The organism is Pseudomonas solani (assembly GCF_026072635.1).
Classification (GTDB): Bacteria; Pseudomonadota; Gammaproteobacteria; order Pseudomonadales; family Pseudomonadaceae; genus Metapseudomonas; species Metapseudomonas solani.
This window is the reverse complement of the sequence record NZ_AP023081.1, coordinates 185,943-201,820: the sequence shown is the minus strand read 5'-3', so window position 1 is coordinate 201,820 and position 15,878 is coordinate 185,943. Positions and strand designations below refer to the sequence as shown.

General features: G+C 64.0%; 14 protein-coding genes, 3 tRNA genes and 2 pseudogenes. 14 read left to right on the top strand and 5 right to left on the bottom strand.

Features of this window, described 5'->3' with window-relative positions:
- Positions 1-9: 9 nt before the first annotated feature.
- From PSm6_RS00955 to PSm6_RS00935, 6 genes and pseudogenes are all read left to right on the top strand, one after another.
- Positions 10-769 (top strand): annotated as a pseudogene (locus tag PSm6_RS00955) (ABC transporter ATP-binding protein); the annotation flags it as partial.
- Positions 770-831: 62 nt separating this feature from the next.
- Positions 832-1,106, top strand: a pseudogene (locus tag PSm6_RS30385) (TOBE domain-containing protein); the annotation flags it as partial.
- Entirely contained in the window at positions 1,103-1,972 is an 870-nt protein-coding gene (locus PSm6_RS00950; protein ID WP_265169287.1) for a carbohydrate ABC transporter permease, read from the top strand. The pseudogene PSm6_RS30385 and the gene PSm6_RS00950, both read left to right, overlap by 4 nt.
- Positions 1,973-1,980: 8 nt before the next feature.
- On the top strand, positions 1,981-2,781 hold the full coding sequence (locus PSm6_RS00945) for a carbohydrate ABC transporter permease (protein WP_043243335.1): 801 nt from the start codon (positions 1,981-1,983) through the stop codon (positions 2,779-2,781).
- A gap of 8 nt (positions 2,782-2,789) precedes the next feature.
- The gene (locus PSm6_RS00940; protein WP_021220495.1) at positions 2,790-3,062 is read left to right on the top strand and encodes a DUF2160 domain-containing protein; all 273 of its coding nucleotides are present in this window, start codon (positions 2,790-2,792) and stop codon (positions 3,060-3,062) included.
- 33 nt (positions 3,063-3,095) lie between these two features.
- Positions 3,096-4,832 (top strand): ABC transporter substrate-binding protein, encoded by a 1,737-nt coding sequence (locus PSm6_RS00935; protein ID WP_265169286.1) that lies wholly within the window; start codon positions 3,096-3,098, stop codon positions 4,830-4,832.
- Between the two features lie 92 nt (positions 4,833-4,924).
- On the opposite strand, the gene folD is transcribed toward PSm6_RS00935, so the two are convergent.
- The gene (folD, locus tag PSm6_RS00930) at positions 4,925-5,779 is read right to left on the bottom strand and encodes a bifunctional methylenetetrahydrofolate dehydrogenase/methenyltetrahydrofolate cyclohydrolase FolD (protein WP_184488001.1); all 855 of its coding nucleotides are present in this window, start codon (positions 5,777-5,779) and stop codon (positions 4,925-4,927) included.
- A 270-nt stretch (positions 5,780-6,049) separates the two neighbouring features.
- Between folD and PSm6_RS00925 the strand changes: the two genes are divergently transcribed.
- The 5 genes from PSm6_RS00925 (at position 6,050) to nadS (ending at position 7,135) form a co-directional block, all read left to right on the top strand.
- Positions 6,050-6,126, top strand: a tRNA-Arg gene (locus PSm6_RS00925).
- Positions 6,127-6,161: 35 nt separating this feature from the next.
- Positions 6,162-6,237, top strand: a tRNA-His gene (locus PSm6_RS00920).
- 54 nt (positions 6,238-6,291) lie between these two features.
- A tRNA-Leu gene (locus PSm6_RS00915) sits at positions 6,292-6,376 on the top strand.
- A gap of 154 nt (positions 6,377-6,530) precedes the next feature.
- Positions 6,531-6,845: a type II toxin-antitoxin system RelE/ParE family toxin gene (locus PSm6_RS00910; protein ID WP_265170484.1), complete on the top strand. Its 315-nt coding sequence runs from the start codon at positions 6,531-6,533 to the stop codon at positions 6,843-6,845.
- Between the two features lie 2 nt (positions 6,846-6,847).
- Positions 6,848-7,135, top strand: a complete 288-nt coding sequence (nadS, locus tag PSm6_RS00905) for a NadS family protein (RefSeq protein WP_043243334.1) — start codon at positions 6,848-6,850, stop codon at positions 7,133-7,135.
- A gap of 248 nt (positions 7,136-7,383) precedes the next feature.
- On the opposite strand, the gene PSm6_RS00900 is transcribed toward nadS, so the two are convergent.
- From PSm6_RS00900 to PSm6_RS00885, 4 genes are all read right to left on the bottom strand, one after another.
- Positions 7,384-8,166 (bottom strand): MipA/OmpV family protein, encoded by a 783-nt coding sequence (locus tag PSm6_RS00900; protein ID WP_265169285.1) that lies wholly within the window; start codon positions 8,164-8,166, stop codon positions 7,384-7,386.
- A 24-nt stretch (positions 8,167-8,190) separates the two neighbouring features.
- Positions 8,191-9,984, bottom strand: a complete 1,794-nt coding sequence (locus tag PSm6_RS00895; protein ID WP_265169284.1) for a serine hydrolase domain-containing protein — start codon at positions 9,982-9,984, stop codon at positions 8,191-8,193.
- Positions 9,985-10,085: 101 nt separating this feature from the next.
- Positions 10,086-11,372 carry an ATP-binding protein gene (locus tag PSm6_RS00890; protein ID WP_265169283.1) on the bottom strand — a complete coding sequence of 429 codons (1,287 nt, stop codon included), beginning with the start codon at positions 11,370-11,372 and terminating at the stop codon, positions 10,086-10,088.
- Between the two features lie 3 nt (positions 11,373-11,375).
- Positions 11,376-12,083 (bottom strand): response regulator, encoded by a 708-nt coding sequence (locus tag PSm6_RS00885; protein ID WP_021220501.1) that lies wholly within the window; start codon positions 12,081-12,083, stop codon positions 11,376-11,378.
- A 271-nt stretch (positions 12,084-12,354) separates the two neighbouring features.
- Between PSm6_RS00885 and tig the strand changes: the two genes are divergently transcribed.
- The 3 genes from tig to clpX all read left to right on the top strand — a co-directional run bounded on the left by tig (position 12,355) and on the right by clpX (position 15,795).
- On the top strand, positions 12,355-13,665 hold the full coding sequence (tig, locus tag PSm6_RS00880) for a trigger factor (RefSeq protein WP_265169282.1): 1,311 nt from the start codon (positions 12,355-12,357) through the stop codon (positions 13,663-13,665).
- Between the two features lie 94 nt (positions 13,666-13,759).
- Positions 13,760-14,404, top strand: a complete 645-nt coding sequence (gene clpP, locus PSm6_RS00875; protein ID WP_031288134.1) for an ATP-dependent Clp endopeptidase proteolytic subunit ClpP — start codon at positions 13,760-13,762, stop codon at positions 14,402-14,404.
- Between the two features lie 110 nt (positions 14,405-14,514).
- Positions 14,515-15,795 (top strand): ATP-dependent Clp protease ATP-binding subunit ClpX, encoded by a 1,281-nt coding sequence (gene clpX, locus PSm6_RS00870; protein ID WP_021220504.1) that lies wholly within the window; start codon positions 14,515-14,517, stop codon positions 15,793-15,795.
- The last annotated feature ends 83 nt before the right edge of the window (positions 15,796-15,878 follow it).

The following is a 15,878-nucleotide window of genomic DNA, read 5'->3' as shown; positions in this document are numbered from 1 at the left end:
GAGCCGCCCATGGCCGAGATACGCCTGCAGAGCCTGGCCCACAGCTACGCCAGCCAGCCGAAGGGCCCGGAAGACTACGCCATCCTGGCGATGGACCACGTCTGGGAGCAGGGCGGCGCCTATGCGCTGCTGGGGCCTTCGGGCTGCGGCAAGTCGACCTTGCTGAACATCATTTCCGGGCTGCTCAGCCCCTCCGAAGGGCAGGTGCTGTTCGACACCCGCGAGGTCAATCTGCTGCCGCCGGAGGAACGCAACATCGCCCAGGTTTTCCAGTTCCCGGTGGTCTACGACACCATGACGGTGTTCGACAACCTGGCCTTCCCCCTGCGCAACCAGGGCCTGCCGGAGTCGCGGGTGTTGAGCAAGGTCAGCGAGATCGCCGAGGTGCTCGACCTGCATCACCTGCTCAAGCGCAAGGCGCGCAACCTGACGGCGGACGAGAAGCAGAAGGTCTCCATGGGCCGCGGGCTGGTGCGCGACGATGTGTCGGCGATCCTCTTCGATGAGCCGCTGACGGTGATCGACCCACACCTGAAGTGGAAGCTGCGGCGCAAGCTCAAGCAGATCCATGAGCAGTTCAACATCACCATGATCTACGTGACCCACGACCAGCTGGAGGCCTCGACTTTCGCCGACAAGATCGCGGTGATGTACGAAGGCCGTATCGTCCAGTTCGGCACCCCGCGCGAGCTGTTCGAGCGGCCGCTGCACACCTTCGTCGGCTTCTTCATCGGCAGCCCGGGGATGAATCTGATCGAGGTGCGCCCGGAGGGGGATGCGCTGGTGTTCGGCAACACCCGCGTGCCCCTGGGCCCGGCCATGGCGGCGCACCTGGCCAAGGGGGCTGGAGCAGCCTGAAGCTGGGCATCCGCCCGGAGTTCGTGCACGTCAGCGACGAGCACTTCGTCGATGCCCTGGCCGGCGAGGTGACCCACGTCGAGGACTTGGGCACCTACAAGATCCTCACCCTGAACCTGGACGGGCAACGCCTCAAGGCGCGCCTGCAGGAAGACGAGACGGTGCCTCGGGGCACGGCGTGGATCGGCTTCCCTTCGCAGTGGTTGATGCTCTACGCCGATGACCTGCTGGTGGAGGTGGCGCCATGACCGACAAGGTGGTCAATAACAAGGCCTGGTGGCTGGTGCTGCCGGTGTTCCTGCTGGTGGCCTTAAGCGCCATCCTGCCGATGATGACGGTGGTGAACTATTCGGTGCAGGACATCTTCGATGCCTCCACCCGCACCTTCGTCGGTGTCGATTGGTACAAGCAGGTGCTGCAGGACCCGCGCCTGCATGATTCGCTGCTGCGCCAGTTCATCTTCTCCGCCTGCGTGCTGCTGATCGAGATCCCGCTGGGCATCGGCATCGCCCTGTGCATGCCGACAAAAGGGCGCTGGGCCTCGGCGAGCCTGATCGTCATGGCCATTCCGCTGCTGATCCCGTGGAACGTGATCGGCACCATCTGGCAGATCTTCGGCCGCGCCGATATCGGCTTGCTGGGCTGGACCCTGAGCAAGCTGGGCATCAGCTACAACTACGCCTCCAACACCATGGACGCCTGGGTGACGGTGCTGGTGATGGACGTGTGGCACTGGACCTCGCTGGTGGCGCTGCTGTGCTACTCGGGCCTGCGCGCCATCCCCAATGCCTACTACCAGGCGGCGCGCATCGACCGCGCCTCGGGCTGGGCGGTGTTCCGCCATATCCAGTTGCCGAAGATGAAGAGTGTGCTGCTGATCGCCGTGATGCTGCGCTTCATGGACAGCTTCATGATCTACACCGAGCCCTTCGTGCTCACCGGCGGCGGGCCGGGCAACGCCACCACCTTCCTCAGCCAGACGCTGACCAAGATGGCGGTGGGGCAGTTCGACCTGGGGCCGGCGGCGGCGTTCTCGCTGGTGTACTTCCTCATCATCCTGCTGGTGTCCTGGCTGTTCTACACGGCCATGACCCATAACGACTCGAAGAGCTGAGGCCGCCCATGACACCACGCAAAACCCTGGTGCTGCTCGCCTACATCCTGTTCCTGCTGGTGCCCATCTACTGGCTGCTGAACATGTCGTTCAAGAGCAACACCGAGATACTCGGCGGCCTGACGCTCTGGCCCCACGAGTTCACCCTGCGCAACTACCAGGTGATCTTCACCGACCCGAGCTGGTACGAGGGCTACCTCAACTCGCTCTACTACGTGTGCCTGAACACGGTGATCTCCCTGGCGGTGGCGCTTCCGGCGGCCTACGCCTTCTCGCGCTACCGCTTCCTGGGGGACAAGCACCTGTTCTTCTGGCTGCTGACCAACCGCATGGCGCCGCCGGCGGTGTTCCTGCTGCCGTTCTTCCAGCTGTATTCGTCCATCGGTCTGTTCGATACCCATATCGCCGTGGCCCTGGCCCATTGCCTGTTCAACGTGCCGCTGGCGGTGTGGATTCTCGAGGGCTTCATGTCGGGGGTGCCGAAGGAGATCGACGAGACGGCCTATATCGACGGTTACAGCTTCCCGCGCTTCTTCGCCAAGATCTTCATCCCGCTGATCGGCTCGGGCATCGGCGTGACGGCGTTCTTCTGCTTCATGTTCTCCTGGGTCGAGCTGCTGCTGGCGCGCACCCTGACCTCGGTGGACGCCAAGCCGATCGTGGCGGTGATGACCCGCACCGTGTCCGCTTCGGGGATCGACTGGGGCGTGCTGGCGGCGGCGGGGGTGTTGACCATCCTGCCGGGCGTGCTGGTGATCTGGTTCGTGCGCAATCACGTGGCCAAGGGCTTTGCCCTTGGCCGGGTATGAGGTGACTTATGGAATGGATGGCCTGGACCCTGCCCACCGCGGTGTTCTTCGGCAGCATCGGCCTGGTGCTGCTGCTGATGGGCATCTGGGAACTGCGTTCGCCCTGCGTCGAGCGCAAGGGCTTCTTGCCGATCGTCACCACCCGTGGCGACCGGTTGTTCATCGGGCTTCTCGGGAGCGCCTACCTGCACCTGCTGGTGATAGGCGCGACCAGTTGGAACCTGTGGGTAGCCTCGGCGCTATCCGTCGTGTGGTTGTTGGTCGTGATGCGCTTCGGCTAGTTGCGACCGTTCAAAATCCCCAAGGAGGTGTCTATGTTCGAAAACAATTACAAGACCCGACATAGCATGGCGATAGCGGCCCTGCTGGCGTTGTCCGGATTGAGTGGCGCGGCCTGGGCCGATGCCTACGAGGATGCGGCGAAGAAGTGGATCGACGCGGAGTTCCAGCCCTCGACCCTGAGCAAGGAGCAGCAGCTGGCCGAGCTGAAGTGGTTCATCAAGGCCGCCGAGCCGTTCCGTGGCATGGAGATCAACGTCGCTTCGGAAACCATCGCCACCCACGAGTACGAGGCCAAGGTGCTGGCCAAGGCCTTCAGCGAGATCACCGGCATCAAGCTCAAGCACGACCTGATGCAGGAAGGCGACGTGGTGGAGAAGCTGCAGACGCAGATGCAGTCGGGCAAGAACATCTATGACGGCTGGGTCAACGACTCGGACCTGATCGGCACCCACTTCCGCTACGGCAAGGCCGTGTCGATCACCGACATGATGGCCAACGAAGGCAAGGACGTGACCTCGCCGACCCTGGACCTCAACGACTTCATCGGCATTTCCTTCACTACGGGCCCGGACAAGAAGATCTACCAGCTGCCCGACCAGCAGTTTGCCAACCTGTACTGGTTCCGCGCCGACTGGTTCGAGAAGCCCGAGCTGAAGGCCAAGTTCAAGGAAATCTACGGCTATGAGCTGGGCGTGCCGGTGAACTGGTCCGCCTACGAGGACATTGCCGAGTTCTTCAGCAAGCACGTGAAGGAAATCGACGGCAAGCGCGTCTATGGCCACATGGACTACGGCAAGAAGGACCCGTCCCTTGGCTGGCGCTTCACCGACGCCTGGTTCTCCATGGCCGGCGGCGGCGACAAGGGCCTGCCCAACGGCCTGCCGGTGGACGAGTGGGGCATTCGCGTCGACGGCTGCCGCCCGGTGGGTTCCAGCGTCACCCGCGGTGGCGACACCAACGGCCCGGCAGCGGTCTATGCGACCCAGAAGTACGTCGACTGGCTGCACCAGTACGCGCCGCCGGAAGCCCAGGGCATGACTTTCTCCGAGGCCGGCCCGGTGCCTGCGCAGGGCAATATCGCCCAGCAGATCTTCTGGTACACCGCCTTCACCGCCGACATGACCAAGCCCGGCCTGCCGGTGGTCAACGCCGACGGCACGCCGAAGTGGCGCATGGCTCCGTCGCCCAAGGGCCCGTACTGGGAAGAGGGCATGAAGCTGGGCTACCAGGACACCGGTTCCTGGACCTTCCTCAAGTCCACCCCCGAGAAGCAGCGCCTGGCGGCCTGGCTCTACGCGCAGTTCGTCACCGCCAAGACGGTTTCGCTGAAGAAGACCTTGGTGGGGCTGACGCCGATCCGCGAATCGGACATCAACTCCCTGGCGATGACCGAGGCGGCACCGAAACTCGGCGGGCTGGTTGAGTTCTACCGCAGCCCGGCGCGCCTGCAGTGGTCGCCCACCGGTACCAACGTCCCGGACTACCCGCGCCTGGCGCAGCTGTGGTGGCAGTTCATCGCCGAGGCCGCCAGCGGCGAGAAGACCCCGCAGGAAGCCCTGGATGGCCTGGCCAAAGCGCAGGACACCATGATGGCGCGCATCGAGCGCTCCGGTGTGCAGGGCGAGTGCGGGCCGAAGCTCAACGAGGAGCGGGACGCCCAGTACTGGTTCGACCAGCCGGGCGCACCGAAGCCGAAGCTGGCCAACGAGAAGCCGAAGGGCGAGACCGTGAACTACGAGGAGCTGGTGAAGTCCTGGCAGAAGAAATGACGCTGGACGGCGGGCCCGCGGATTCCCGGGGGCCTGTTCGCTGAAACGAAAACGGCACCCGAGGGTGCCGTTTTTCATGGGGTCGCCGCTGCTCAGTCGTGCAGGGTCTCCGCCGCGTGGAGGGTGTTCTCCAGCAGGCAGGCACGGGTCATGGGGCCGACGCCGCCCGGGACTGGGGTGATCCAGCTGGCGCGTTGCAGGGCCGGTTCGTATTCCACGTCGCCCACCAGCTTGCCGTCTTCCTGGCGGTTGATGCCGACGTCGATGACGATGGCACCTTCCTTGATCCACTCACCCTTGACCAGGCCCGGCTTGCCGGCGGCGACCACCACCAGGTCGGCACGGCCGACGTGGCCAGCGAGGTCCTTGGTGAAGCGGTGGGTGACGGTGACGGTGCAGCCGGCCAGCAGCAGCTCGAGGGCCATGGGGCGGCCGACGATGTTGGAGGCGCCGACGACGACTGCGTCCATGCCGTAGAGATCGGCCCCGGTGCTTTCCAGCAGGGTCATGATCCCTTTCGGCGTGCAGGGGCGCAGCAGCGGCATGCGCTGGGCCAGGCGGCCGATGTTGTAGGGGTGGAAGCCGTCTACGTCCTTGTCGGGGCTGATGCGCTCCAGCAGCAGGGACGCGTCCAGGTGCGCCGGCAGCGGCAGCTGTACGAGGATGCCGTCGATGGTCGGGTCGACATTGAGGCGGTCGATCAGCGCCAGCAGGTCTTCCTGGCGGGTGCTGGCCGGCAGGTCGTGGGCCTCGGAGATGAAGCCGACTTCCTCGCAGTCCTTGCGCTTGTGCGCGACATAGACCTGAGAGGCCGGATCGCTGCCAACCAGGATGACGGCCAGGCCGGGAATGCGCAGGCCTTGCTGGCGACGCTCGTCGACGCGCTTGGCTATCTGTTGGCGGAGGCGGGCGGCGATCGTTTTGCCGTCGATCAGTTGTGCGGTCATGTCGCGTGATTAACCATCGGAAGGGGCGAAAAAGGGCGCATATTCTCGCATGGCGTGGCTTTTGGGCAAAGGCGGCTGGTCAGCATTTTCCCGTAACCCCTTTATCTTTCTAAATTTTTTTAAAAATCCTGTTGACGAGGTAGGGGTGCCTCTATAACATGCGCCCCGCTTGTCGAGCACAGCAACTAGCTGGGTAAGACGGCAAACGTAGAAGTCTACAGGCTTCTGCTGAAGCCGAAGCTTTTAGTAATCTGTTTAGCAGATGAATAAGCGCCCGTAGCTCAGCTGGATAGAGCATCCGCCTTCTAAGCGGATGGTCGCAGGTTCGAGTCCTGCCGGGCGTGCCAATTTGGCAAGTTTGGCTCAAGCAAAACGTAATATGGTGGGCGTAGCTCAGTTGGTAGAGCACAGGATTGTGGCTCCTGGTGTCGTGGGTTCGATTCCCATCGTCCACCCCATATTCGAGAAAGCGCCAGGCCTAGTGCCTGGCGTTTTCGTTTCAAGCGTTGCAAGCGGACGTGGTGGAATTGGTAGACACACCAGATTTAGGTTCTGGCGCCGCAAGGTGTGAGAGTTCGAGTCTCTCCGTCCGCACCATGTAATACGCGCAGCCAGGTGGCGTGGGGCAAGCCTCGCGGGAATCTGGAAGCGACAAAGAAAAGGCAGCTCCCTCGGGGCTGCCTTTTTTCGTTTCTGCGGGCATGAAGTGGGCGGGTTTGTGTGATGTGCGCCATTGGCGTACCTTTGCGTGATGATCTTCATCGAGACACCCCTCTTCACCCGGCGTCTTCGCGAGTTGCTCGACGATGACAGTTACGCGGCCTTCCAGCGGTTGCTGGCCGAGCGGCCGGAAATGGGGGATGTGATCGAGGGCACGGGTGGCATCCGCAAGGTGCGGGTGGCCAGTGGCGGTCATGGCAAGCGCGGCGGGTCGAGGGTCATCTATTACCATTTCTCGTCCGCCTCGCAGATCGCCTTGCTGCTGATCTACCCCAAGAACGAGAAGGATGACCTGACCGCGGATGAGCGCAAGGCGCTCAGGCAGATCATCGAGCGCTGGAGGTGACCATGAGCCAATTCTTCGACGACCTGATGGAAAGCGTCCAGCAGATGGACGAGATACGCCGTGGCGAGCGCAAGCCTTCGCGTGAGTTCACCGTGGATGCGCTGCAGGTGAAGGCGATCCGCAAGGCAACGGGCCTGACACAGGCTAGGTTCGCCGCGATGATCGATGTTCAGCTGGGTACCCTGCGCAATTGGGAGCAGGGGCGACGTGAGCCCACCGGCCCCGCCAAGGCGCTGCTGCGCGCCATCCACAATGACCCCGTGCACGTTATCCAGGCCCTTGGGGGTTAGCGCTCGGTCGATGCGCGGCTCAAAGGCAGCTCTTTCAGGGCTGCCTTTTTTCGTTTCAGGACGCCTGTTGTGCGCCAACCCGCCGCAGTGTCGTTCTCCGAGGGCTGTGCTCTACTCGAATCTCGCCGCCCGCCCGGCCGCTGGCATCGGGCAGGGATGCTGGCCGGGTAGGGCGGTCTGTTCATTTCGGATTTCTTTTCTATAGAGGCTGTCCTTGGCGCTGGCGCCCGGGAGGCGTGCGCGTGGGCTCAGAACCGGTAGTTGATCTGCGTGGCGAGGGTGGCCTGGGTGCGGCGTTCCGTCAGGGGGCTGTCGGCGGCGTCGCCCATCAGGTGCTGCACATCCAGCGCGGTGACCAGGTCCATGTTCGGGTCCAGGGGGTAGGTCCAGCTCAGGGCGGCACCGCTGGAAACCAGGCCAGCGTCGGTGTCATGGGCAGCAAAGCGGCTGCGTGACGCCTGCACGCGACTGACGCCGTACCAGGTGCGCAGGTAGTCATCGTCGCCGAAGCGACTGCTGAGGCTGGCGTCCAGCCGCCCGTAAGCGCCTTCGACGAGGGTGCCGCCCAGGCTCAGCTCCAGCAGGTTGTAGGCCGAGCCGGTGTCGCGGTCGCTGTCTTTCTTCAGGGCATGTTCGAGGCTGGCGCCCAGGGTGACCGGGCCGATGTCATGGCTGGCGGCGATGCCGAGCTGGCCGCGCTGCTTGATCGAGCCCATGCCCTCCAGTCGGTCGGAGCCATGGAAGTGGGAGCGGCTGTCCTTGCGTCGATCACTGCTGCCGAGGTGCAGGCTGAAACCGAAGCCATCTTGCGCGTATTGCCAGCCGAGGCCGTCCTTTATACCGAGGAAGAATCCTTGGGGAATCTCCAGGCGGGCGTCGAGCAGTGGCGTGGTGACCCGTTCGTCGCTGCCGCTGTAGCGCGGCAGGTTGGCCAGGCCGGCGCTGAGCTGGTACTGCCAGTCCTCGGCGTGAAGCGGGGCGGACATCAGCAGCAAGCCGCTGCAGAGCAGGGTGGGGTGCAAGCGAAGCATGGAAATCGTCCTTGTTAAGGGGGATTAGGGCTTTTTGTCGGTGCGCACGAAGCGGTAGCCGAGGGCTTCGAAACCGTCCGGGCGCAGGCTGAGGGTGTCGCCGAGGCCGCGCCCGCTGCCGGCGAGGGTTGCGTGGGCGCTGTCCTGGGGATGGAGGATGTAGTCGCCGATGGGCTCGCCAGCGGAGCGGCCGCGTGCCAGGAGGAAACCGTCTTCAAGGCGCAGGCTCAGGCTCAGGGCGTCGTCCTTGCCACCGGCGATGCGGTAGTCGCCGACCATGGCGGCCCATTCCCGGGGGATGGGCATGGCGTCCACGCGCTCGCCGATGAACAGCGTCTGGCCATGTTGGCGGCCGACCAGCGCCTGGCGCCCCTGTAGCGTCACGACGTCCAGCTGCAGGCGGCCCAGCTCGCCCAGGTCCAGTGGCCATAGCCCGAGCAGTTTCTTGCGTGCGCGGAGCCAGCCTTCGTCGTCGCGCAGCAGTTCGACGCGGAGGCCGGAAAGTTCTGCATACAGGCGCTCACCCTGGCTACGAATATGGATCAGGCCGCTGCCGGTGGCGTAGCGACCGTCCAGGCGTTGGCGGTCCTGTGGGCTGGGGCGTTGCCGGTTGGTGCGGCGGGGCGGTCCCGGCGGGCTTGCCGGCTTGCCGTCACGAGCTTGCAGCAGCAAGCGCAGCGACAGGCTGGCGAGCTGGCTGGTAACGGCTGCGGCGCTGTCGGAGTTGGTGAGGACGACCACGCCCAGACGCTGCTCCGGCAGCAAGGTCATCTGGGCGTTGAAGTCACCGGTCGAGCCGCTGTGCTCGACGACGCGCAGGCCGGGTGTCGCCAGCTCGTCGCCATAGGTACCGAGGAACCAGCCGAGGCCGATCGAGCTGTCCAGGTCCAGGGCGTTGCCGACATTCTGCGGGTGCAGCATTTCCTGGATCGAGGCCGGTTGCAGCACTTGCCGGCCTTGGTAGCGGCCGTCGGCGAAGACCATTTGCACGAAGTGGCTGAGGTCCACCGGGCTGGCCCAGAGGCTGCCGGCGGAGAGGTCCCGGATGTTGAGGTCCGCCGAGGGCTTGCCCTTCATATAGCCGCGAGCGCGATAGGGTTGCTGGCCGCTGTTGCCGAGAAAGCTCGCGTGGCGCATGCCCAGTGGCTGCAGTAGCGATTTCTGTGCGCAGGCTTCGAATTCGCAGCCGCTGGTGCGTTCGATTGCGGCGCCGACCAGGGCGTAGCCGAGATTGGAGTAGACGGTTTGCGTGCCGGGCTGGTGGCTCAGCCAGGTGCCGCTGGCCAGTGCGGGCAGCTCGCCCAGGGGCAGCGGAAGCTTGGCGACCTGGCCTTCGAGGTGGTCGGTCGGTAGGCCGGATTGGTGGCTGAGCAGGCGGCGCAGGGTGATGGCGCGGTCGGCTGCCGCCTGGTCCGTATGGAAGCGTGAGCGCACGTAGAACTCGCGCAGGCTGGATTGCAGCGGGGCGTCCAGGTCCAGGGCGCCGCGTTCGCGCAGCTGCATGGCCAGGCTGGCGGTGATCGGCTTGGACAGCGAACCGATGCGGAAGGCGGTGTATTCGCTGGCGGCGATGCGCCGTTCGCGGTCGGCGTAACCAAAACCCCTGGCCCAGATCACCTGCTGGTCGTCCACCAGCGCCAGGGCCAGGCCGGGAATGTCATGGGCCTGCATTTGCTGGCGGATGTGCTCCTGCAGGTAGACGATCAGCTCGCTGTAGTCACCCTGGCGGATATCCGGTGCGGGGGTGACCGGCAGGGCCTGGCAGCCGGTGCCGCCCAGCAGGCAGCCGAGCAGGGGCAGGCGCAGCGCATGGAACATGGGGTTCTCCCTGGATGATCAGGGAGCCGATGCTAGGGCGGCGGGCCGGGACAATCCGCCCGGCTTTGTCTGCAGTCTGTGAAAGATTGTGAAGCGCCGCTTCAGCCCTGGCGGCCCCAGCTGAGGCGGAAGGAGGCGCCGCCCTGGGGGGCGTCCAGCACTTCGGCGTGGCCACCGTGCCATTGGGCGACCCGGTGGACGATGGCCAGGCCCAGGCCGAAGCCGCCGGTGCGACGATCGCGGCTTTCATCCAGGCGCGAGAAGGGCTCGAAGACCCGCTGGCGGGATTCCTCGGGTATGCCGGGGCCGTCGTCATCGACCTGAATCTGGTAGCTGTCGCCGGCCTGGAGGAGGGCGATATCCACCCGCCGCTCGGCGTGGCGGATGGCGTTGCGCAGCAGGTTGATCACCGCGCGGGCCATGAAGCGCGGCTCCATGCGTAGGCTGTCCACTTCGCAGGCGCGGATCTCGCAGCGCACGCCGGCGGCTTCCGCCTCCAACGCCACGTCGGCCACAACGCTTTCCAGCCAGCTGGCAGCGTCGATGGTCTCGCGGTGCGAGCCGACGGCGCTGTGTTCCAGGCGGGCATAGGTGAGCAGTTCGGAAACCATGCCTTCCAGCTCGCCCAGGTCGGCGCGCATGTCGTCCACCAGGGCCTGGTGGTCCGGGTGGTCGGAGCGGCGCGCCATCTGTTCCAGTTCGAAGCTGAGTCGGGCGATGGGGGTGCGTAGCTCATGGGAGACGGCGTTAGTCAGCTCGCGCTGGTTACTGATCAGGCTTTCGATGCGATCGGCCATCTGGTTGAAGTGCTCCGCCAGCTTGCGGCAGTCGGAGCCACGGAACACCGGGGTGCGGGTGCCGAGGTCGCCGTCACCGAAGCGCTGGGCGGCCAGGCGCAGGGTTTCCAGGTTGCGCCAGTGCGGGCGGACCCAGAGGAACAGCACCAGGCCCACCAGGAAGCCCAGCAACAGGTAGGCGCCGATGGTGAAAAGCAGGGTGCCGGCCGGTTCGGCGGGCAGGTCGATCACCAGCAGCTGCGGCCCATCGTCGATGCGGCTTATATAGCGGGTGTAGTTCTCGCGGGTGACCAGCAGGTTGTTGAGGATCAGCTTGCGCTCGCGCTTGTCCAAGGCGAGGTCGCTGGCGTCCTTCAGCTCCAGGCGCAGGCCGTAGTGGGGGCGCCAGTCATCCATCTGGCGCGCGCGACCGGCAGCGTCCAGTTGGCGCAGGCGTTCGGTGAGGGCGTAGGCCTGGCCGCGCACCGCTTCGCGGTTGTATTCCTCGAGGCTGGGGGCGAAGAGGGTGGAGATGACGTGGTCGACCACGAAGATGGCGCCGCCGAAGCCCACCGCGAGCAATAGATAGAGGCGCAGGAACAGGCGCAGCATGGTTCAGCTCTCCCAGCCCAGGGGGTTGAACAGGTAGCCCTTGCCCCAGACGGTCTTGATCCGCACGGGCTCGCGTGGGTTGTCCAGCAGCTTGGCGCGCAGCTTGCTGATGCAGACGTCGACGCTGCGGTTGAGGCCGTCGAAGCCGATGCCGCGGGTGCGATTGAGGATTTCGTCGCGGGATAGAATCTCCCCGGCCTGGCCGGCCAGCAGCCAGAGCAGTTCGAACTCCATGGTGGTGAGCTCGATGTCCTGGCCGCCCAGTTCGGCGCCGCGACGGCGGCGGTCGATGTTCAGGCGGCCGAACTCCAGGCTGTCGCGCTCACCGGCCAAGGGGGCATGGCGCCGCAGCAGGGCGCGCAGGCGGGCGAGCAGGACGGGCGGCTCGATGGGCTTGATCACATAGTCGTCGGCGCCGGATTCGAGGCCGAGGATGTGGTCGAGGTCGCTTTCCTTGGCGGTGAGCATGAGGATCGGCGTATCGGCGATGCGGCGGATTTCGCGGCACACGTGCAGGCCGCTCTGGCCGGGGAGCATGAGGTCGAGCATCACCGCCTGGGGGCGGAATTCGACGAAGGCGTCGAGGGCGGTGTCGCCCCGGTGCACCTGGCGTACCTCGAAGCCGTGTTCGGAGAGGTAGAGGGACATCAGGCGGGCGAGTTTCTGATCGTCCTCGACCAGCATTACCTTGCTGAGAGCGTGGCTATCCATGGTTGTTCGTCGGTCGGCGGGAGGCGTGGCGCATTATAAGCACCCTCCGTGAGTTGCACTCCAGTGGTGCGTAACACCGCGTATCCGTTGGCCTGGAGGCCTCTGTTCCGGTGCTTGGGCGGGGGCGCGGCGCGGTGTTCGGGAGGGTATGAAAAGCGGTGTTGCATCTGCCGTTGCCGCTGGGGTGACTTCTGCTTTTCGCTCCACTAGAATGCATGCCCTTGATTATGGGGCCGGTCCGGCCGGCTAACGTCTGCAACGAGGAATATCCATGCAAGTTTCTGTTGAAAGCACCTCCGCTCTCGAGCGCCGTATGACTGTTGGCGTTCCGGCTGAGCGGATCGAGACCGAGGTCACCAAGCGTCTTCAGCAGACTGCTCGTCGCGCCAAGGTCGCTGGCTTCCGCCCGGGCAAGGTGCCCATGAGCGTGATCCGTCAGCGCTACGAAGATTCCGCTCGTCAGGAAGTCCTGGGTGACCTGATCCAGTCCTCCTTCTATGAAGCCGTCGTCGAGCAGAAGCTCAACCCGGCTGGCCAGCCTGCCGTCGAGCCGAAAGTGTTCGAGAAGGGCAAGGACCTGGAATTCATCGCCACCTTCGAAGTCTTCCCCGAGTTCCAGGTTGCCGGTTTCGATTCCATCACCATCGAGCGCCTGCAAGCCGACGTGGCTGACGCCGATGTCGACAACATGCTGGAAATCCTGCGCAAGCAGAACACCCGCTTCGAAGCGGTTGATCGCGCTGCCGAGAACGGCGACCAGCTGAACATCGATTTCGTCGGCAAGATCGATGGCGAAGCCTTCGCTGGCGGTTCCGCCAAGGGCACTGCCCTGGTGCTGGGCTCCGGCCGCATGATCCCGGGCTTCGAAGATGCCCTGGTTGGCGTCAAGGCCGGTGAAGAGCGCGTCATCAACCCGACCTTCCCCGAGGACTACCAGAACCTCGACCTGGCCGGCAAAACCGCTGAGTTCACCGTTACCGTGAACAGCGTTTCTGCTCCCCAGCTGCCGGAACTGAACGACGAGTTCTTCACCCTGTTCGGCATCAAGGAAGGCGGCCTGGAAGGTTTCCGCGCCGAAGTCCGCAAGAACATGGAGCGCGAACTGCGCCAGGCCATCAAGTCCAAGGTCAAGAACCAGGTAATGGACGGCCTGCTGGCTGCCAACCCGATCGAAGTGCCGAAGGCCCTGATCGGCAACGAAGTGAACCGTCTGCGCGTGCAGGCCGTCCAGCAGTTCGGTGGCAACATCAAGCCCGACCAACTGCCGGCCGAGCTGTTCGAAGAGCAAGCCAAGCGCCGCGTCGTGCTGGGCCTGATCGTCGCCGAAGTGGTCAAGCAGTTCGAGCTGAAGCCCGATGACGCCCGCGTTCGCGAGCTGATCGAGGAAATGGCTTCCGCTTACCAGGAGCCCGAGCAAGTCGTGGCCTGGTACTACAAGAACGACCAGCAACTGAACGAAGTGCGTTCTGTTGTGCTGGAAGAACAAGTTGTAGATACTGTCCTGCAGAAGGCCAACGTGACCGACAAAGCGGTCTCCTACGAAGATGCAGTCAAGCCGGTAGAAGCTCCGCAAGCCGACTGATCGTTTCGCCTCGTTCGAGCACACCATAAGCCAGCCTTCGCGCTGGCTTATGCGTCTTTGAGACATGACATTATTTAGGGAGTGATCGCTGGACATGTCCCGCAATTCTTATATGCAGCAACAGTTCCCTGATATCCAGGCCGCCGGTGGCCTCGTGCCCATGGTGATCGAGCAGTCCGCCCGTGGCGAACGTGCCTACGACATCTACTCGCGTCTCCTCAAGGAGCGGGTGATCTTCCTGGTCGGCCCGGTCGAGGACTACATGGCCAACCTGGTCGTGGCGCAGCTCCTCTTCCTCGAAGCGGAGAACCCCGACAAGGATATCCACCTCTACATCAACTCCCCGGGTGGTTCGGTGACCGCTGGCATGTCGATCTACGACACCATGCAGTTCATCAAGCCCAACGTCTCCACCACCTGCATCGGCCAGGCCTGCAGCATGGGCGCACTTCTGCTCGCCGGTGGCGCCGCCGGCAAGCGTTACTGCCTGCCGCACTCGCGGATGATGATTCACCAGCCGCTGGGTGGCTTCCAGGGCCAGGCTTCGGATATCGAGATCCACGCCCGTGAGATTCTCACCATCCGTGAGCGCCTGAACAAGATCCTCGCCGACCACACCGGTCAGCCGATCGACGTGATCGCCCGCGACACCGACCGCGACAACTTCATGAGCGGTGAAGAAGCGGTCAAATACGGCCTCATCGATCAGGTCCATAGCAAGCGCCAACTGGCGAGCTAAGCCGTTCCGCAATACCGCGGCCGGAAGATGTCCGGCCGCCTCGCGGGCTTGAAAATGCCCGCATTTGCCTTCATCTTGTGTTTCATGCCTATCCCGATTGGATTGATCGAATGACTGACACCCGCAATGGCGAGGACAACGGCAAGCTGCTCTATTGCTCCTTCTGCGGCAAAAGCCAGCACGAAGTACGTAAATTGATTGCCGGCCCCTCGGTCTTTATCTGCGACGAGTGCGTGGACCTGTGCAATGACATCATCCGCGAGGAGGTGCAGGAAGCCCAGGCCGAGAACAGCGCGCACAAGCTGCCGGCGCCCAAGGAAATCCGCACCATCCTCGATCAGTACGTCATTGGTCAGGAACGTGCGAAGAAGGTGCTGGCCGTAGCGGTCTACAACCACTACAAGCGCCTGAACCAGCGTGACAAGAAAGACGATATCGAACTCGGCAAGAGCAACATCCTGCTGATCGGCCCGACCGGTTCGGGCAAGACGCTGCTGGCCGAGACCCTGGCCCGTCTGCTCAACGTTCCCTTCACCATCGCCGATGCCACCACCCTCACCGAGGCGGGCTACGTGGGTGAGGACGTCGAGAACATCATCCAGAAGCTGCTGCAGAAGTGCGATTACGATGTCGAGAAGGCCCAGATGGGCATCGTCTACATCGACGAAATCGACAAGATTTCGCGCAAGTCCGACAACCCGTCCATCACCCGCGATGTTTCGGGCGAGGGCGTGCAGCAGGCGCTGCTGAAGCTCATCGAGGGCACCGTCGCTTCGGTTCCTCCCCAGGGCGGCCGCAAGCACCCGCAGCAGGAGTTCCTGCAAGTGGACACGCGCAACATCCTGTTCATCTGCGGTGGCGCCTTTGCCGGCCTGGAAAAAGTCATCCAGAACCGTTCCGCTCGTGGCGGCATCGGCTTCAATGCCGAAGTCCGTAGCGTCGACCTGGGCAAGAAAGTCGGTGAAGCGCTGCGTGATGCCGAGCCGGAAGATCTGGTGAAATTCGGGCTTATCCCCGAGTTCGTCGGTCGTCTGCCGGTCATCGCCACACTGGACGAGCTCGATGAGCCTGCGCTGATGCAGATCCTCACCGAACCGAAGAACGCACTGACCAAGCAATACGCCAAGCTCTTCGAGATGGAGGGGGTTGACCTCGAATTCCGTCCCGATGCGCTGAAGGCCGTTGCTCACCGTGCCTTGGAGCGCAAAACCGGCGCCCGTGGCCTCCGCTCTATCCTCGAAGGCATCCTCCTCGACACCATGTATGAAATCCCCTCGCAAACCGAGGTGAGCAAGGTGGTGATCGACGAGAGTGTCATCGAAGGCACTTCCAAGCCCTTGCTGATCTACGAGAACAGCGAGCAGCCGGCCAAGGCCGCGCCTGACGCTTGATGAAACAAAGGGGCCTGAGGGCCCCTTTGCATTTCCTACTACAGCGCTTGTTTTTTCCCGGACCTGCCCCCATCTTAGGTCCC